The 15688-nt window shown below is 31.5% G+C and carries 19 protein-coding genes and 1 pseudogene; 12 read left to right on the top strand and 8 right to left on the bottom strand.

Annotated elements, in window-relative coordinates; translation table 11 throughout:
• A partial coding sequence (locus HGPT_RS06060; protein WP_019138946.1) for a nitroreductase family protein occupies positions 1-182 on the bottom strand: 182 nt, incomplete at its 3' end.
• 464 nt (positions 183-646) lie between these two features.
• On the opposite strand from HGPT_RS06060, the gene HGPT_RS06055 reads away from it, so the two are divergent.
• Complete coding sequence (locus HGPT_RS06055) at positions 647-1309, top strand: S-layer homology domain-containing protein (protein ID WP_019138945.1); 663 nt, start codon at positions 647-649, stop codon at positions 1307-1309.
• A gap of 101 nt (positions 1310-1410) precedes the next feature.
• On the opposite strand, the gene HGPT_RS06050 is transcribed toward HGPT_RS06055, so the two are convergent.
• The 5 genes from HGPT_RS06050 to HGPT_RS06030 are packed head-to-tail and all read right to left on the bottom strand — an operon-like array spanning position 1411 to position 6321.
• Entirely contained in the window at positions 1411-2850 is a 1440-nt protein-coding gene (locus tag HGPT_RS06050) for a bifunctional metallophosphatase/5'-nucleotidase (RefSeq protein WP_019138944.1), read from the bottom strand.
• A complete protein-coding gene (gene phnE, locus HGPT_RS06045) occupies positions 2847-3659 on the bottom strand; it encodes a phosphonate ABC transporter, permease protein PhnE (protein WP_019138943.1) in 813 nt (270 codons plus the stop codon). The genes HGPT_RS06050 and phnE (HGPT_RS06045) overlap by 4 nt, the downstream gene beginning before the upstream one ends.
• Position 3660: 1 nt before the next feature.
• Positions 3661-4482, bottom strand: a complete 822-nt coding sequence (phnE, locus tag HGPT_RS06040) for a phosphonate ABC transporter, permease protein PhnE (RefSeq protein WP_019138942.1) — start codon at positions 4480-4482, stop codon at positions 3661-3663.
• The gene (phnC, locus tag HGPT_RS06035) at positions 4479-5243 is read right to left on the bottom strand and encodes a phosphonate ABC transporter ATP-binding protein (protein ID WP_019138941.1); all 765 of its coding nucleotides are present in this window, start codon (positions 5241-5243) and stop codon (positions 4479-4481) included. The genes phnE (HGPT_RS06040) and phnC overlap by 4 nt, the downstream gene beginning before the upstream one ends.
• Before the next feature lie 40 nt (positions 5244-5283).
• Positions 5284-6321, bottom strand: a complete 1038-nt coding sequence (locus HGPT_RS06030; RefSeq protein WP_019138940.1) for a phosphate/phosphite/phosphonate ABC transporter substrate-binding protein — start codon at positions 6319-6321, stop codon at positions 5284-5286.
• Positions 6322-6513: 192 nt separating this feature from the next.
• On the opposite strand from HGPT_RS06030, the gene rlmD reads away from it, so the two are divergent.
• Positions 6514-7842 (top strand): 23S rRNA (uracil(1939)-C(5))-methyltransferase RlmD, encoded by a 1329-nt coding sequence (rlmD, locus tag HGPT_RS06025; RefSeq protein WP_019138939.1) that lies wholly within the window; start codon positions 6514-6516, stop codon positions 7840-7842.
• 59 nt (positions 7843-7901) lie between these two features.
• Positions 7902-8240, top strand: coding sequence for an SdpI family protein (locus tag HGPT_RS06020; protein WP_019138938.1), 339 nt, complete (start codon positions 7902-7904; stop codon positions 8238-8240).
• A gap of 381 nt (positions 8241-8621) precedes the next feature.
• Here the strand turns inward: HGPT_RS06020 and HGPT_RS06015 are convergent, their stop codons facing one another.
• Together HGPT_RS06015 and HGPT_RS06010 are read right to left on the bottom strand one after the other, a co-directional pair.
• Positions 8622-8888 (bottom strand): type II toxin-antitoxin system RelE/ParE family toxin, encoded by a 267-nt coding sequence (locus HGPT_RS06015; protein WP_019138937.1) that lies wholly within the window; start codon positions 8886-8888, stop codon positions 8622-8624.
• Positions 8888-9145: an AbrB/MazE/SpoVT family DNA-binding domain-containing protein gene (locus HGPT_RS06010; RefSeq protein WP_019138936.1), complete on the bottom strand. Its 258-nt coding sequence runs from the start codon at positions 9143-9145 to the stop codon at positions 8888-8890. The genes HGPT_RS06015 and HGPT_RS06010 overlap by 1 nt, the downstream gene beginning before the upstream one ends.
• A 147-nt stretch (positions 9146-9292) precedes the next feature.
• Between HGPT_RS06010 and HGPT_RS06005 the strand changes: the two genes are divergently transcribed.
• From HGPT_RS06005 to HGPT_RS05980, 9 genes and pseudogenes are all read left to right on the top strand, one after another.
• Complete coding sequence (locus HGPT_RS06005; protein ID WP_019138935.1) at positions 9293-9514, top strand: DUF3784 domain-containing protein; 222 nt, start codon at positions 9293-9295, stop codon at positions 9512-9514.
• Positions 9515-9758: 244 nt separating this feature from the next.
• Positions 9759-10436, top strand: coding sequence for an MgtC/SapB family protein (locus HGPT_RS06000; RefSeq protein ID WP_019138934.1), 678 nt, complete (start codon positions 9759-9761; stop codon positions 10434-10436).
• A gap of 321 nt (positions 10437-10757) precedes the next feature.
• Positions 10758-12320, top strand: coding sequence for a DUF2812 domain-containing protein (locus HGPT_RS08895; protein WP_019138932.1), 1563 nt, complete (start codon positions 10758-10760; stop codon positions 12318-12320).
• 246 nt (positions 12321-12566) lie between these two features.
• The gene (locus HGPT_RS05990; RefSeq protein ID WP_019138931.1) at positions 12567-12815 is read left to right on the top strand and encodes a hypothetical protein; all 249 of its coding nucleotides are present in this window, start codon (positions 12567-12569) and stop codon (positions 12813-12815) included.
• 85 nt (positions 12816-12900) lie between these two features.
• Positions 12901-13062: a hypothetical protein gene (locus HGPT_RS09195; RefSeq protein WP_019138930.1), complete on the top strand. Its 162-nt coding sequence runs from the start codon at positions 12901-12903 to the stop codon at positions 13060-13062.
• 1 nt (position 13063) lies between these two features.
• A pseudogene (locus tag HGPT_RS10540) lies at positions 13064-13323 on the top strand (type II toxin-antitoxin system RelB/DinJ family antitoxin).
• 96 nt (positions 13324-13419) lie between these two features.
• Complete coding sequence (locus HGPT_RS05985; RefSeq protein WP_019138929.1) at positions 13420-14157, top strand: ABC transporter ATP-binding protein; 738 nt, start codon at positions 13420-13422, stop codon at positions 14155-14157.
• Positions 14150-14542, top strand: a complete 393-nt coding sequence (locus HGPT_RS10425) for an ABC transporter permease (RefSeq protein WP_281032384.1) — start codon at positions 14150-14152, stop codon at positions 14540-14542. The genes HGPT_RS05985 and HGPT_RS10425 overlap by 8 nt, the downstream gene beginning before the upstream one ends.
• Positions 14515-15666 carry an ABC transporter permease/substrate-binding protein gene (locus HGPT_RS05980; RefSeq protein WP_281032383.1) on the top strand — a complete coding sequence of 384 codons (1152 nt, stop codon included), beginning with the start codon at positions 14515-14517 and terminating at the stop codon, positions 15664-15666. The genes HGPT_RS10425 and HGPT_RS05980 overlap by 28 nt, the downstream gene beginning before the upstream one ends.
• Positions 15667-15688 lie beyond the last annotated feature (22 nt).

Genomic DNA, 15688 nt, shown 5'->3' with positions numbered 1-15688 from the left:
ATATTGGATAATTCTTCGATTCTTTTTTTATCATCAACTACAATAAATTCAACTGGGTGAGAATTTCCGTTACTTGGTCCCATAGATGCGTACATTAAAAGTTCTTCTAACTTTTCTCTATCAACTTCTTTATCTTTATATTTTCTAACACTTCGTCTTTTTAAAATTATATCCTTTAACAAAATATCACCTCTAATACATTTTAACATAAAAAAACAAAGAGTGTAATCTATGAAAAGATATTCATAATTCTTTTGACATAAAAACAAAAGCAAGATAGATTCAGATAGAATAGCCATAATTATAAAAATAAAATATTCTGAAAATATTTTCATAAAAGCATTGACAAAATAAAATATCTAACGTACAATATACATGAAGTGAAAACTTCATCATCTTTTTTCTTCCCTTAGAGAACAGTTATAAATGTACATAATCTGTTCTCTTTTTATTTGCAAATTTTTAATGTTTATTTAATTAATAATAAGTATAAATTATTTTGAGAAGACATATTGCAAAGATAAATTATAAGTCGAACGAATGTTGCAGGAGTATTACAGGGAAAAATTCTTTGTAACAGAAACTTAAAATAGAAAGTCTGTTAAATGATAATAAATGATATATAATAAGAATGAAGGTGATAAAGATGAAGATTTTTAAAAAGACTTCATTGATCATTATCTCCTCAGCATTGATTTTGACAAGCACTGTATCTGCGAAAACTTTTAGAGACACAAGAGGTCACTGGGCTGAGTCTTCTGTAGATTTTATAACAGATAAGAGAATTATGTCTGGTTACCAAGATGGGACTTTCAAACCGAATGAAAACATGTCAAGAGTAGAGTTTTATGCCACTATAAATAGTTTAGCTGGCTATGACAAAACTTATACTGTCACTTTTTCTGATGTAAGTACATCTGATTGGTTTTATAGTGATGTAGCTAAAGGCATAAAGGCAGGTTACATTAAACCAACAACTGGTAGGTTAAATCCAAATAGGGAAATTACAAGAGAAGAAGTTGCAGAAATTCTTGGATATGTATATTCGCTATCACCGAAAGAAGGTTCTACAAATGAGTTTGGCGACAGGGCAATGATAAGCCCTTCGGCAAGAGGATATGTAGGTGCCCTTGTGGACACAGGCATTTTGAGGGGCTATTCTGACGGTAACTTTTATCCTACAAGATCAATTAGGAGATCTGAAGCTGCTACGCTTTTTAGGTCGATGATTTCTAATTACAACTATCCACAAAAGAAAGCGCTAAATAATAGCAAAATTAAATTTGGTGGCAGAAATCTTTACGAATAAGACAGGAAACTGTCTTATTTTTTTGCCTTTTTTTAAGTAATTTTTCTAAACTGGTATAAGTAAATATCTAATAAAAAAAGAGCCTTTAAGCTCTTTTTGTTTTATAGATTTCTAAAGTAATTTAAAAGTATTTCTGTTACTTCTTTATCGTAATTTTTTAGGACTTTTAAGTCCTTATACATATCAAACCCACCGGCACCTGTTGCTCTGTAGTTATTCATGACAAGGGAAAATTTATCGCTATCTTTTATTTCTTTTCCTTTAAAAAAGATTTTGCCTATTCTTTTTCCCACTTCTTTTGTGAGGTCTTTTTCATAGTCAATTCCATAGAAAAAGTCAAAGTTGTAGTGTTCTTCTTTTGGTTCTAAAAACTTCTTTGATATTTTATAATTTCCATCGTATTCGATATATGAAAAGTTTTGTTCTAGGGCATTTCTTAGTGTTTTGCCGTCGATTTCAAGAACTACTGTTGTGTTGGGAAATCTATATGTGTTTAGGACATCTCTTGTGGTCAAGTTTTTCTTTAAGCCTGATATTACATTGGCAAAGGATGTTATGGAAATGTCTGCACCAGTATATTCTATTTGGATTTTATTTATTAGGTCTGCCAAGTCTGATCCTTCAAGTGCCATTTTAATTCTATCTTCTGGCATGTAGTCACGGCTGAGTTTTGCTATTGGAAGGTCTAAATAGTCCTGAACTTTTTCTTCTATGTTTTTATATTTTTTTATTAGAGGATTTTCTCCAAGTTTTGCTTCTATAAAAGAAGAATTTATTTCTTTTGTGTCAAAATCAACTTCAACAAGGGCTGCTTTAGCACCGTTTGCTGGTGTTTCTATGGCGAGAGTATTATTTATTTTTCCTGCAAGCTCCATGTGTTGGTGACCAGCTAAGATTATGTCAAAGTCCAATTCTTTTGCAATTTTTCCACCAACATTTTCTGTTGTATCTGTTAGTTTTTCCCCACTTTCAAGGTCAATTTCATAACCGCCGTGATATATTAAAATGTTTAAGTCTGTTTTTTCTCTTTTTAATTCTTCTAAAACTTTTTTTGCTTCTTCAAAGGCATCTCTTATTTCAAAGTTTTTTATGTTTTCTTCTCTTTCCCAGAGATTTACCCAGTCTGTGACTATTCCTGCAAATCCGATTTTATAGCCGTCAATTTCTTTTATTGCATAAGGGTCAATTTTAATGTTGCCTAGTTTGTCTTTTACATTGGCACAAACAAGTTTTCCCTTCATGTTTTCGATATAAGTTTTTAGGTATTCGTAGCCGTAGTTAAAATCGTGATTGCCCAAGGTATAGTAGTCTACATTTTGCATGATGTCTGCTATTATATCTGAGTTTAGCTTTTCTTTTACAAAGTAGTCGAAGGATGAACCTTGGAGAATGTCGCCTCCGTCTGTCAAAATTACATGCTCATCTTTTTCTATATTGTTTAGGAGTGAAAGGTAAGCTGTTTCTTTAATCTCTCTATCTAGATAATCTGTTGGGAAAAAATATCCATGCAAGTCTGAGGTGTGAATTATTTTTAATTTCATTTTTCACCTACTAGTCTTGCTCTAATTTTTGTTGAGAAATATTCTATAAATAGAACTAGGATAATAAGTCCCAAAAGGATTGCTCCAACTTCTTGCCACTTGTAAGAGTTTATGGCAAACATAAGTGGTGAACCAATTCCACCAGCTCCAACTAGTCCAAGGACTGCAGCATCTCTTAAATTTATGTCAAAACGATAAATTGTTGTTGATGCAAAGTTGGCAAAGAGTTGTGGAATTATTCCAAAGCGAATTTTTTGGAAAGTTGTTGCACCAATTGATGAGAAAGACTCTAATATTGCCTTGTTTAAATTCATAATGTTATCTGAAAATAATTTTGTAAGCATGCCAATTGATGTGAAACTCATAGTCATAAGTCCAGCAAAGGGTCCAGGTCCTGTTACTCTTATAAACATAAGACCATAAACTATTGATGGTATTGTTCTTATTAGTATAATAAGAAGTCTTACTAGATAAGCAATAGGGGCAGCTACGATATTTGATGATGCTAAAAAGCTAAGTGGCATGGCAATTATTGCACCAACAAGTGTACCCAAGAAAGCTATACACATAGTTTCTAATAATAGGTAAGGCACTCCCTTTGTTGTTAGGTTAAAGAGCATTTCTCTTTTTGGATTAAAAATTCCTTTTATAATATTTTTTGCAACTTCTGTGCCATCTTTTGTTGCAGATTCAAAATTTATTACAGAAGATGACCAGATTATCATAAAAAGAACTATAGCCACAATCATTAGGATATAGCCACGATTTTTTGGTTCTGATTTTAATTTTTGTATTACTTTTTCTGACATATTAATTCAACTTTCTTCTAAAGTAGGAACTTATATTTTCTATAATGAATACTGTTATAAGTAGAGTCAAAAGAATCATTCCTACACGGTTGTAGTCTCTCCAGTTAATGTTTTCGTTAATAAGAAGTCCCAAGCCACCGGCACCAACATAACCAAGGATAGCAGCGTATCTTACGTTACCTTCAAAGTTATATAGGGCAGTTGATAGATAGAAGGGTAAAATTTCTGGCACAATAGATTTAAAGAATGCCATTACTCTAGTAAAGCCCATTGATATCATAGCTTCAAAAGCTCCCATATTAACTGTCTCTATTTGCTCATAAGTTAGTTTTCCAACATAAGAGAATGAAAATAAAAATATGGCAACTGTACCAGCAAAGGCACCAAGTCCAAAAATATATGTTGCTATAAGGGCAGACACAAGAGTTGGAATGGTACGAAGAATAGAGAATAATAATTTAACGATCCAGTTTATGACCTTGTTATTTACCATATTGTTTGAAGCCAAGAAAGCAAAAGGCATAGCCAAGACTGCTCCCAAAAAAGATCCTAAAAAGGACATTTTTATTGTGTCCAAAAGCGGGCCTACAACTGAAGGGAAGTAGGAAAAGTTTGGCTTAAACATTGGAGATAAAATGGCAGAAAGCTTGTGAATATTTTTAGCAAGTGTTGCCAGTGAAAAATTTGTTACTCTTACAGAAAGAATGGTAAAAAGAAGCAAGAGTATGAGAACGGGAATTGTCAAAGTTGGATACTCATAAACTTCTTTTCCAGACTTTAGAATGTGTTTTTTTGGTTTGAAAATTTTATAGTAGAGGCTCATACTTCCTCCATTTTTATTTCTTCAAAGGAATCTCCATAAATAGATTTTAAAACGGAATCGTCAACATCTTTGGCAGGTCCGTAATAAATTACTTCTCCATCACGAACACCGAGGACCATTGTCGCATATTCAAGAGCAAGTTCAACGTGGTGGATATTTAAAAGAATAGTTATGCCAAGATTTTCGTTAATCTTTTTAAAATAATCCATAACTTGTCTTGCAGTAACTGGGTCAAGACTGGCAACTGGTTCGTCAGCAAGAATAATACTTGGATTTTGCACAAGGGTTCTTGCAAGGGCAACTCTTTGTTGTTGTCCACCAGATAAGTTGTCAGCTCTTTCAAAAGCCTTATCAAGAATATCTACTTGTTCAAGAGCTTCAAGTGCTCTAAGTTTACATTCCTTTGGGTAAATTCCAAAAAGTGATTGGATTGGGTTTAAATCAGGGACAAAGGATGACATAACATTTTTTATTACAGAAATTCTTTCAACTAGGTTAAAAGATTGGAAAATCATCCCGATATTTCTCCTAAATTTTCTTAGATCTTTTCCCTTTAAACTTTTCACATTAACACCATCAACAGTAAGAGTTCCTGCATTTATGTCGTGCATTTTATTTATAGTCCTAATTAAGGTAGATTTACCTGCACCAGATCTTCCTATGATGGCAACAAATTCACCATCATCAATAGTTAAATTAATATCTTTTAGGGCTTTAAATCCACCTGGATATATTTTATCTACATTCTTAAATTCAATCATAATTCTCCTTATAAAAAAGAGCTTCTATTGAAGCCCTTTCTTAATTTTTAAGTTCTTTTAATAGTTTTTGTGCTTCTCTTTCACCATCGTAGTTTTTATCTTCAGCAGGTTTGTAACCTTCGTGGCTGTAGATTGCGATGATTTCTTTTCCTTCTTCACTTTCGCCAATTTCGATGAAGGAATCTTGAAGAGCTTTTTTGAATTCGTCAGTCATAATTTCTGAGTTCTTAGAAACTGAAATTGTGTCATTGTAAATTTTATCAGTAACACCAATTACATTTGTTTCGTCCCAGATTGAATTAGTTTTTCCAAATTCATTTTGCCATTTTTCTGCATTGTCCATTCTTACATCAGCAAAACCAACCATAACGTCAACTTGACCAGAAGCAAGTCTTGCCATAGAAGATGGATAAGAGTCAGCTTGAACAACAGAAGGAAGGTCAGTTAGGCTCTTTTCATAATTCTTTTGTAACCAAAGGTATGGGTAAATATATCCTGCAGAAGAAGATGATCCCATTACAGACCATTTTGCACTTGAAAGATCTTCCCAAGTTAATTCTTCTCCATTATTTACTTTTGCAGCAAGTTCCTTACCTTTTTCAGAAGGTCCTGCAATTATTAAAGCTCTGTAGAAATCAACTTGTTCTTCAGCTTTTTCTGTAGGCTTTTTGTCGTTCCATTCTTTTGGATCTTCAGAATCAATTGAAAGTCCCTTTCTTGTTGCAGTAAGAAGAACTTCAGCGCCATCATCGTAAATTGCATAAGTGCCACCTGGGATGAAACCAACATCAACAGAACCAGCACTTAGAGCTTCACCAGTTGATTCATAGTTTGTACCAACTGTGATATCAATGTTTTTAACATCGTATCCTTTTTCAGCAAGCTTAGTCTTTAAGATTTCTTTAAGTGGTTCAGTCTTAGTTACAATTTCGTCTGGTTCCCTAGAAGGAACAAATTGGATTTTTAAATCCTCAATCACATTGCCATCTGCATCTGCTGTAGCTTCTTTTTTGTTGCCGCCACAAGCAGTAAGAGTCATTAGCATTGCAAGTAGCAATACCAACCATGTTTTTTTCATTATAATACCTCCAATAAAAATCTGTGGGTTTTTTGCCCACTAACAAAGTCTTATCAAATGTATTATACCAAATAAAACAAAAATATATATTAAAGTTCTATAAAAAATATAAATATTATCCATAATTTTATTAATTTATTAAATTGAGGGGGTTCATATAATTTGATATAATTTTCCTAAAGGAGTGAAGTAATGAGCATTATAGTTAAAATAGATGAATCAAGATTTCCCAACATATCAAGGGGGAAATTTGAAGATAGAAAATACGAATTTAAGGGAGGAATCCTAGGTCAAAAAGTAGAAATAAAAGCAAGAGGCAGAAGATCAAAAAAAGCAAAACTTTTAAACATAATAGAAAGATCTGACATAGAAAAAGGAAATCCCTGCCCACACTTTGAAAAATGTGGCGGTTGTACTTATCAAACACTAAAATACGATGACGAAATCAAATATAAAAAGGAATTAATAGAAAAACTATTTGAAGAAAATGGAATAAAAAGAGAAATAGAAATAGTTCCATCACCAGTCCACAAATATTACAGAAATAAAATGGAATATACCTTTGGCGACGAGTACAAGGGTGGACCTCTTTCCCTAGGACTTCACGTAAAAAATAGATTTCATGAGATAATTAACACAAGAGACTGCAATATTGTTGACTCTGACTTTAATACAATAAGAGCAGAAATAAGAAACTACTTTGAAGAAATTGGAGAAGTACAATACAACAGAAAAAGACACGAGGGATTTTTGCGTCACCTTTTAATAAGAAAGGCGACAAAAACTGGAGAAATTATGATTCTTCTTGCAACATCTAGTCAAAGCGAACTAGATAGAGAAGCATTTATAAAATTCTTACTCAGTTTAGATTTGCAAGGGGAAATTGTATCAATTTATCACGTAAAAAATGATGCCCTATCCGATGCCATAGTTCCAGAAGAAATGAATTTGATTTATGGAAAGGATCACATTGAAGAAGAAGTACTTGGACTTAAATTTAAAATAAGTCCCTTCTCATTTTTCCAAACAAACACTAGATCTGCAGAAGTTTTGTACAAGATGGCTAGAGAAAAAATTGACGCAAAAGATAAGTTGGTTTTTGATCTCTATTCAGGAACAGGAACAATCACACAAGTCTTGGCAGAATCAGCAAAAAAAGTTATTGGCGTAGAAATAGTAGAAGAAGCAGTAGAAGCAGCAAGAGAAAATGCAAAATTAAACGGCATAGATAACGTTGAATTCATAGCATCAGACGTTCTAAAAGTTTTAGATGACTTGGACAAGAACCCAGACCTAATAGTCATTGACCCACCAAGAGAAGGAATAAATCCAAAAGCAATAGACAAAATAATAGACTTTGATCCGGAAAAATTCCTATATATATCCTGCAATCCAGTGACTCTAGTTCGTGATTTACAAGTTTTTGAAGAAAGAGGATATAAAATAGAAGAACTAGAAATAGTAGACCAATTCCCAAAAACCTCTCATGCGGAATGTATAACTCTTCTTTCAAGAAAATAAAATAATAGCTTATAAAACTGTTGAAATCAATGTGTTTTAGGATCTTTAGAGGGTTTTGTATGAATTTTGAAAAAATTGTAATTAGCTTATTACCAATGGCAGGATTGTTTTTGTCTTTCTTTTATAAGTATAAAGCAAATGGAAATATCAGTAAGTATAGTGGATTTAGAACTGAATTAAGTATGAAATCAAAAGAAAACTGGAATTATGCGCATAGGTATGCAGCTAAACTTTTTCGAATATATGCTATATTTTTTATTTTATTAAATATTATAATAATATTTAGTAATAGTCTAAACAATACAACTATGACAATAATAGTTGTATTGCAAATGCTATTCTACTTCATCATTGGATATAAAGTTAATAATGCTTTGGCGAAAAAAGAAAATGGTTAGGATATATTAAAAATTTAAAGATTAGCTATCAAATGTTAAGAAAAAAATCGTAAATAATTATATCTTTAATTTAAGACACGTAAAATAAGGCTAGAGATTAGGCTTAAGAATTATTTATAGATCCAATAAACATATTATTGGATTTCTACTATTTTTTTCAATAATAATATAAATATTTAGTTAAGTTATAAAAATTTGATATTTTTCCACATACGAGTCTTTTGAAAAAATTAAATTTTATCTATACTGACCACCCAATCCATGCGGAATGTATAACATTGTTGTCAAGAAAATAAAAGTATTTAAAATAAAAATCGGGTGATGCATTATACATCACCCGCAAAATTTTCATTTCCAATTCCTGTTGTTAATATAGTTTTTTTAAAACTTATCCAGTATATCGTGGTGTCCAACATCTAAAAGAAATATCAATTCATTATTTTCATAGAACCAAATAATGCGAATATCCATATTAACAGAAGACTCCCATATGCCATCTGCACCTTTTATTTTCTTAGTTCTTAAAGATGGATGAGTAGGATTTTCTACGAAAAATTTAAGTTTCTTTTTCGTTTGTTTCTTTTCAGTATCAGATGGTTTTTTGTAATGTCTTTTAAAGGCCTTAGAATAAGTAACTTTATAGGACATTACTTATCTAACTCCTCAAATAGAGAGTCAATGGAATCAAAGATTGGCTTTTCTCCATTTCTTATAGATTCTTTAATCTCTTTTACTTCAGCTTTTAAACTTTTTATAACATGTTCTGGATAGATTGCAACTGGAACAAGTACAATTTTTCCCTTATCTTCAATTACTTCAAATTGGTCGCCTTGATTTAAGTCCATAGAGTTTACTATGTCTTTTGGGATAGTGACTTGTGATTTAGCTTTTAGTTCAACTAACATAACAAAACCTCCTTAGTTAGAAATTCGCACTTTCTAACTAGATTATATTTTTTTTCAAGAAAAAAGTCAATAGAAGTAGTGGAATTATTTGTAGTATAATTATTACAAAATACTTGTTCGTCTAAGAAGTTTTAAGAGAGGTGTTTTATGACTTTATTAAAAATAATACTTATCCTAGTAGGATTAGCTTTTATTACTTTCGGCTATTTAATTTATTTTAAAGAAAAATATAATTTGATTAATGATTTTGAGTCGAATTTTAAATCAGGAAGAAAAACAGAATCTTATGCTAAGAAGCTGGGATTAGCAGAACTTATTATTGGAATTATTTTTATTTTAATTGGGCTTGTAGTAGTCATCATAAAATAATTATTACTAGTTTACACAGATATGGGCTTATAAATAAAAAAAGTTACTTGCTATACTTTTAGTTAAGTAAATATAAGTGAAAAGTATTAGCTTTTTAACTTGTACTAGGAAATTTTGATTTTCGTAACAATTAAACTTTTTAGTAAATTTCAGGACAGTGGAAAATTTTAAATGATGAATATTACATCTTCAAAAAGAAATTATAAAAAAGAATTTAAATATTTATCGAGGGGATGGGGAGAGAATGGATATATTTTTGGTGGCGGTTAGAATAGTTTTAGCAGCTTTTTTAGGTGCCATTATTGGAATAGAAAGGGAAATTAAAAATAGGGCGGCTGGCCTTAGGACACATATAATAGTAAGCGTTGGTGCATGCTTAATTATGCTAATTGGAATAGAAGGAATTGGTGAAATATCTAATAATATTGGGAGAGATACGGCAAGGATGGCAGCCCAAGTTGTGAGTGGAATTGGTTTTTTGGGTGCAGGCACTATACTTCAAACAAAGGATGGAGTTTCAGGTCTTACCACAGCTGCAACTTTATGGTTATCTGCAGCAATTGGACTTGCAGTGGGAGTTGGATTTTATGAAGGAGCATTAATAGCAACTATAATTTGTCTAGTAACATTGGTATCATTAAGGGGAGTTAGTGATTTTGTAAATGATATGATAACAAAGTCTTATATAATGGTATTTGATACTGATAATTTTGATGAAGAAAGTTTTCTAGATTTTGCTGCAAAAGAGGGCGTGGAAGTTAGAACATTAGATATAATTGATGATGCTATAGATCACAAATCAATGATTGAATCGACTTTATCCTTTCATAGGAACTATAATATTGGTAAATTTTTCAAGAAACTAAAATCAGACTATCAATTGAATTCGGTAAAACTTAGTAAACAAAAAGATAAAGACTGACTTTGATAAAAGTCTTAGAGAATTTATGAAGAATAGAAGAATAATTGAAAATGTTGAGGATAATTTTTTAAGTAAAATAAAAGGGTTGTCCATAAATATTTGCTCAAAATAGATAATTATAAGTGAAAAACAAATTAGAGGTCCTTAGGATTTTATATCTTAGGGACCTTATTTTTATAAAAAATTTTTTGGGAAAGGCAAAAACAAAATTTGAAAGAGAAGATAATAAAAATTAAAAAAATATCCTAATCTTTATTGAAATCTATCGAGTCTCGATATATAATCTAATTATCGATAGTCGATACTAAAGGAGGATAGATTATGTTAAAGGCAAGATACTTAACTTATACAAACTTTGGACTTGTTGAAAAGTGGTACGAAGACATGGCAAAAGAGGGTTGGCAAATTGAAAAAATTATTTTGCCCTTCATCCACAAGTTTAAAAAAGCTGATCCTGAAGATGTTAGATATAAAATTTCCATGGCTCCTAACGAAGGATCCTTTTCTGCCTTCTCCAAGGATGAACTAAGGGACTTTGATGAGATGGCAGGAGATCTTGGTTGGCATCTTGTGGACAGGAGCTACAACATGAACATCTATAAGCTTGATGAAGGGAGCCAAGACTCTCTTTATAACGATGGGAGTGAAGAAATTAAAATTTTAAATGAGGGCGTCAAAGGAGAACTAACGTCCCTTAGCATATCTTTTATGGTTTTTGCCTTCCTAGCCTTCTCTATAACTTCTAAATTTTTTTCAAGGGAAATATTTTATTCAAACTACCTAATATTTATGGAGCCGGCTATGATTTTGTTTTTTCTTTTTAATGCTTTAGCCTTGGGGGATTATATATTTTTTAAAAAGAGGAACAAGGATGTAAAAAGCATAAGTCAAATAAAATTTTCAAGTCTTACTTTTTCTAAAGCCTTTGTCTTAATGAATTATATTCCAATTATTTTAATTGTGCTTGCCTTTTCATCAGATTTCCTACTTCCTAGTGGCGACTCGAGTGGGACAAATATGATAATAAGTCTATTTCCACCAATGATTATGTTTGGATTTATTTTTTTCTACCGCAAAAAAGTTAAGGTCATGAATATAAAGAAAGATGAAAAAAAACTTATCTTTATTTCAATGCTAATTTTAATTTTTTTATTTATAAATATTCTGACTTTTACTTTAATAGATAAATTTACCACTGCTAATGAATTTGAAAGTCAAGTTGTGGGAGATTTTGTTAAGACTAAGGAAAATAGAAGCTTTTTGACAGAAAGCTGCGATTATTATTTTTCTGAAAAAAAGAATCTTGGTATAAGAAAGACTGTGGTAAAGTCACAGGACCTTGCAGGCAATTTATTTGAAAGAATCCTAAAAAATTCTACGAAGCACCATTATAGGGCTGACTATGTAAAGGACATATCTGAAGCCTATCCCTATGACAAGACATATATTTTGTCTGATGGAGAAGACTACGTGATTTTATATGATAATGTAGTCTTAGAAGTGAGTGGTAATCTAGAGGATGAAAAGGTCCAAGAAGAGATTGCAAAAAATCTTGGAGGTGTAATCATGGCAAGAGACCAATTCCAAACCTTAACAGAGCCCATGTACTTCACCCTCTTGGCACTAGGTCAAGTTAGAAATGGGGCAGAGATAACAGCTTGGGTAAGTGAAATAACCAAAGGAAGAATAAACTTAGCACCAGGAACCCTCTATGCCCTCTTGGCACAGTTTTTAGAAAATGATTTTATCACAAGAGTTGAAGTGGATAAAAAGGGAAAATATTACATGATAACAGATGAGGGAAGAGAACTCCTTGAAGAAGAAGTTGAAAGACTTAGGCTATTAATAGATAATTATGAAAATCATTTCGATAAGTTAAGTTAAAAAATATTAGGCCATAGAAGAATTAGAAATAGTATGTCAGTTTCCAAAAACATCTTACTCGAAAACCATAGCGTTGATACAAAAGATGTAAATTTAGAAATCCTGTATTTTAAGCAGTTTTATAAGCGTTTTGTCTTTGATAAAGATGAAGAAGGGTATGTAAAAAAGATTCAAAAAAACCACATGATCCTAATATTCTGCATAGACATGATTGGATAAATGGTAAAAGAGGACCAGTGTATTAAAATGAGCAACTATAAATTAGAAAATTTTAAAGACGATATTAAAGCAAATAGAGAATTTGAATTTAGTTATCATGATAAAATGTATTCTCTTACTTTTTCAAGAGAGGGGTATATTTTTATTGACATTTGTGGAAAAAAAGATTTGTTATATAATTCATATGCTGATTTACTAAATCATACAAAAATAGAAGGGAAAAAAATTGAAGAAATAATATCAGAAAATCTTTATGATGATTTAAGCATATATTAGAAAGATCTATTAACTAAGATTATTCTTTTAGCATCTATCAAAATGGTAGGTGCTTTTTTGATGCCTAAAATTAAGGGGTGATATATTGGCAAATAGAATAAAAGGGATAACTGTTGAGGTTGGTGAAGATACTACTAAATTACAAACTGCACTAAAACAAGTTAATAAAGAGATAAAACATACCCAATCAGAACTGCGTGACGTCAACAAACTTCTGGAAATACTGAACTTATCTCAAAAAGCATAAACTGTTAGGACAGACCTTAAAAGAAGATGCAGAAAAAATCTACTCAAGCTTAGGATTAAATATGATTACTGAAATTAATATGTTTTTAAGGGCAAGTATTAGAGAAATGGTACTCCTTTTGATTTAAAACTTAATGTTCTAAGTAATGGAACCATAAAAGCTATAGAAAAAGGAAGGATGATAGCTGAAGATAAAGCTCTTGATGAAAAATATAAAGATAACTCATTAGTTGGTAAAAAATTAATTATGAAAAATGGATAACTCATAGATCTAACAAAAAATGGGATTTATGAGTTATTTTTTTGTCTAAGGGTAAGTTATCCTTGTAAGCTATTTTTAGGAACAAAGGAGAATATAATGATTAGATACCAAGGTGTTTCTATGTCTTACGACGGAAAGGAAAAAGTCCTCGATGATTTAAGTTTTGAAATTAAAGAGGGAGAATTTTTCGTTCTAGTTGGTCCTAGTGGCAGTGGGAAGACAACGACACTTAAACTTATAAATAGATTAATTGAACAGAGTGAAGGAGATATTTTCTTTCAAGGGAAAAATATTAAAGATTATCATCTAAGAGACATGAGACTTGAGATGGGTTATGTCTTGCAAGAAATTGCCCTATTTCCAAATCTAACAGTGGCTGAAAATATTGGTCTTATTCCTGAGATGAAAAAAATGGGCAAAAAAGAAATTTCTAAAAAAGTGGACAGTCTTCTTGAACAAGTTGATCTTGACCCAAAAGTTTATAGAAATAGATTGCCAGAAGATTTATCTGGTGGAGAAAAACAAAGGATTGGAATTTTGAGGGCAATTGCTGCAAATCCAAAAGTTCTATTAATGGACGAGCCTTTTTCTGCTCTCGATCCAATTTCAAGGTCTCAGCTCCAAGATTTGGTGAAAAAACTTCACAGAGATTTCAAGATTACAACTGTTTTTGTAACTCACGATATGAGAGAGGCCATAAAACTTGCTGATAGGATTTGCATTATGAGAGCTGGAAAAATTGTTCAAATTGGAAGTCCTGATGATATTGTAAATAATCCTGCAAGTGATTTTGTGGCAAACTTCTTTAAAGAGGAAGGTGAAATTCATGAATAGTTTAATAGCAACTTTTTCTGAGAGAAAAGGTCAGTGGGTCACTGCTCTTCTTGAACACTTACAAATTTCTCTTATGTCCCTTGTCACTGCAATTATAATAGCAATACCACTTGCCATATTTTTGTCCAATCGCAAAAAAATAAATGAAGGAGTCCTTCAAGTTACTGGAATTTTTCAAACTATACCATCACTTGCTCTCTTGGGACTTTTTATTCCTTTTATGGGAATAGGCAAAGTTCCAGCAATTACTGCCCTTGTAATTTATGCAATTTTTCCAATTTATCAAGGAGCCGTGACAGGTTTTTCTGAAATTGATCCATCTCTTGAAGAAGCAGCGAGAGCTTTTGGGATGACTAAGTGGGAAAAGTTAAGAAATATAGATTGAGCCTTGCCATGCCAATTATAATGTCTGGAGTCAGAACTTCAAGTATTATGATTATAGGAACAGCTACTCTTGCTGCCCTTGTGGGTGCAGGAGGGCTTGGATCTTTTATTCTTTTGGGGATTGATAGAAACAATTCTTCTTTAATTTTAATTGGAGCAATTTCTTCTGCTATTCTTGCAGTTTTATTTGGAGCTTTAATTAAATTTTTACAAAATAAAAAATTAAAAACAATTTTAATTTCTTTTATCATGGCATTAGTTCTCTTGGCTCTTAGTTTTGTACCCTTTGGAGGAAATAATAAAAAACCCCTTGTGATTGCAGGAAAACTTGGTGCTGAGCCGGAAATTTTAATAAATATGTATAAGGAATTAATTGAAGATGAAACTGATATAAAGGCTGAAGTAAAGCCAAACTTTGGGAAGACAAGTTTTTTGTATGAAGCTCTAAAGTCTGGCAGCATTGATATTTATCCAGAATTTACAGGGACTGTTACTTCTACACTTTTGGAAAATGACCCAGGAGAAATAGAAAAAGATGCAGAAGAGTATTATAAAGTTGCTAGAGATGAAATTTTAAAACAAGATGATTTAGTTTATTTAAATCCAAGTGAATTTCAAAATACCTATGCTCTAGCTGTTAGAGAAGATTTTGCAAAGGAAAATAATTTGGAAAAAATTTCTGATTTGAAAAAATTAGAAAAATCAATGGTTGCAGGATTTACTCTAGAATTTAATGATAGAGAAGATGGAAACAAGGGGCTAAAGAGTTTATATGATCTTAATTTTGACGTAAAGACAATGGAACCAGCACTTAGATACACTGCTATTTCAAATAAATCCATTGATGTCACTGATGTATATTCTACAGATAGTCAAATAATTACAAATAAACTTAAACTTTTAGAAGACGATAAAAAATTATTCCCACCATATCAAGCAGGACCACTTCTTAGAAGTAAAACTTTAGATAAATATCCGGAACTGGAAAAAGCTTTGGGAAAATTATCTGGAAAAATAACTTCAAAGGAAATGGCAGAGATGAATTATGAGGTAGACGTCAAGGGAAGACCAGCAAAGGATGTTGCGAGAGATTACTTGATAAAAGAAGGATTAATAGAAAAATAAAAATCATTAAATTTTAAAAATT

The sequence above is a fragment of the Peptoniphilus timonensis JC401 genome, assembly GCF_000312025.1.
In the GTDB taxonomy this organism is placed as follows: domain Bacteria; phylum Bacillota; class Clostridia; order Tissierellales; family Peptoniphilaceae; genus Peptoniphilus_A; species Peptoniphilus_A timonensis.
This window is presented reverse-complemented; position numbering and strand designations above follow the sequence as displayed.

What these genes read in the sequence shown, in the direction of transcription:
- HGPT_RS06030 (WP_019138940.1), bottom strand. Translation starts at nt 6,321, where the DNA reads ATGAAAAAAACATGGTTGGTATTGCTACTTGCAATGCTAATGACTCTT.
- HGPT_RS05990 (WP_019138931.1), top strand. Translation starts at nt 12,567, where the DNA reads ATGAGCAACTATAAATTAGAAAATTTTAAAGACGATATTAAAGCAAAT.
- HGPT_RS10425 (WP_281032384.1), top strand. Translation starts at nt 14,150, where the DNA reads ATGAATAGTTTAATAGCAACTTTTTCTGAGAGAAAAGGTCAGTGGGTC.
- HGPT_RS06010 (WP_019138936.1), bottom strand. Translation starts at nt 9,145, where the DNA reads ATGTTAGTTGAACTAAAAGCTAAATCACAAGTCACTATCCCAAAAGAC.
- rlmD (WP_019138939.1), top strand. Translation starts at nt 6,514, where the DNA reads ATGAGCATTATAGTTAAAATAGATGAATCAAGATTTCCCAACATATCA.
- HGPT_RS06055 (WP_019138945.1), top strand. Translation starts at nt 647, where the DNA reads ATGAAGATTTTTAAAAAGACTTCATTGATCATTATCTCCTCAGCATTG.
- phnE (WP_019138942.1), bottom strand. Translation starts at nt 4,482, where the DNA reads ATGAGCCTCTACTATAAAATTTTCAAACCAAAAAAACACATTCTAAAG.
- HGPT_RS06015 (WP_019138937.1), bottom strand. Translation starts at nt 8,888, where the DNA reads ATGTCCTATAAAGTTACTTATTCTAAGGCCTTTAAAAGACATTACAAA.
- phnC (WP_019138941.1), bottom strand. Translation starts at nt 5,243, where the DNA reads ATGATTGAATTTAAGAATGTAGATAAAATATATCCAGGTGGATTTAAA.
- HGPT_RS06005 (WP_019138935.1), top strand. Translation starts at nt 9,293, where the DNA reads ATGACTTTATTAAAAATAATACTTATCCTAGTAGGATTAGCTTTTATT.
- HGPT_RS08895 (WP_019138932.1), top strand. Translation starts at nt 10,758, where the DNA reads ATGTTAAAGGCAAGATACTTAACTTATACAAACTTTGGACTTGTTGAA.
- phnE (WP_019138943.1), bottom strand. Translation starts at nt 3,659, where the DNA reads ATGTCAGAAAAAGTAATACAAAAATTAAAATCAGAACCAAAAAATCGT.
- HGPT_RS05985 (WP_019138929.1), top strand. Translation starts at nt 13,420, where the DNA reads ATGATTAGATACCAAGGTGTTTCTATGTCTTACGACGGAAAGGAAAAA.
- HGPT_RS06050 (WP_019138944.1), bottom strand. Translation starts at nt 2,850, where the DNA reads ATGAAATTAAAAATAATTCACACCTCAGACTTGCATGGATATTTTTTC.
- HGPT_RS06020 (WP_019138938.1), top strand. Translation starts at nt 7,902, where the DNA reads ATGAATTTTGAAAAAATTGTAATTAGCTTATTACCAATGGCAGGATTG.
- HGPT_RS06000 (WP_019138934.1), top strand. Translation starts at nt 9,759, where the DNA reads ATGGATATATTTTTGGTGGCGGTTAGAATAGTTTTAGCAGCTTTTTTA.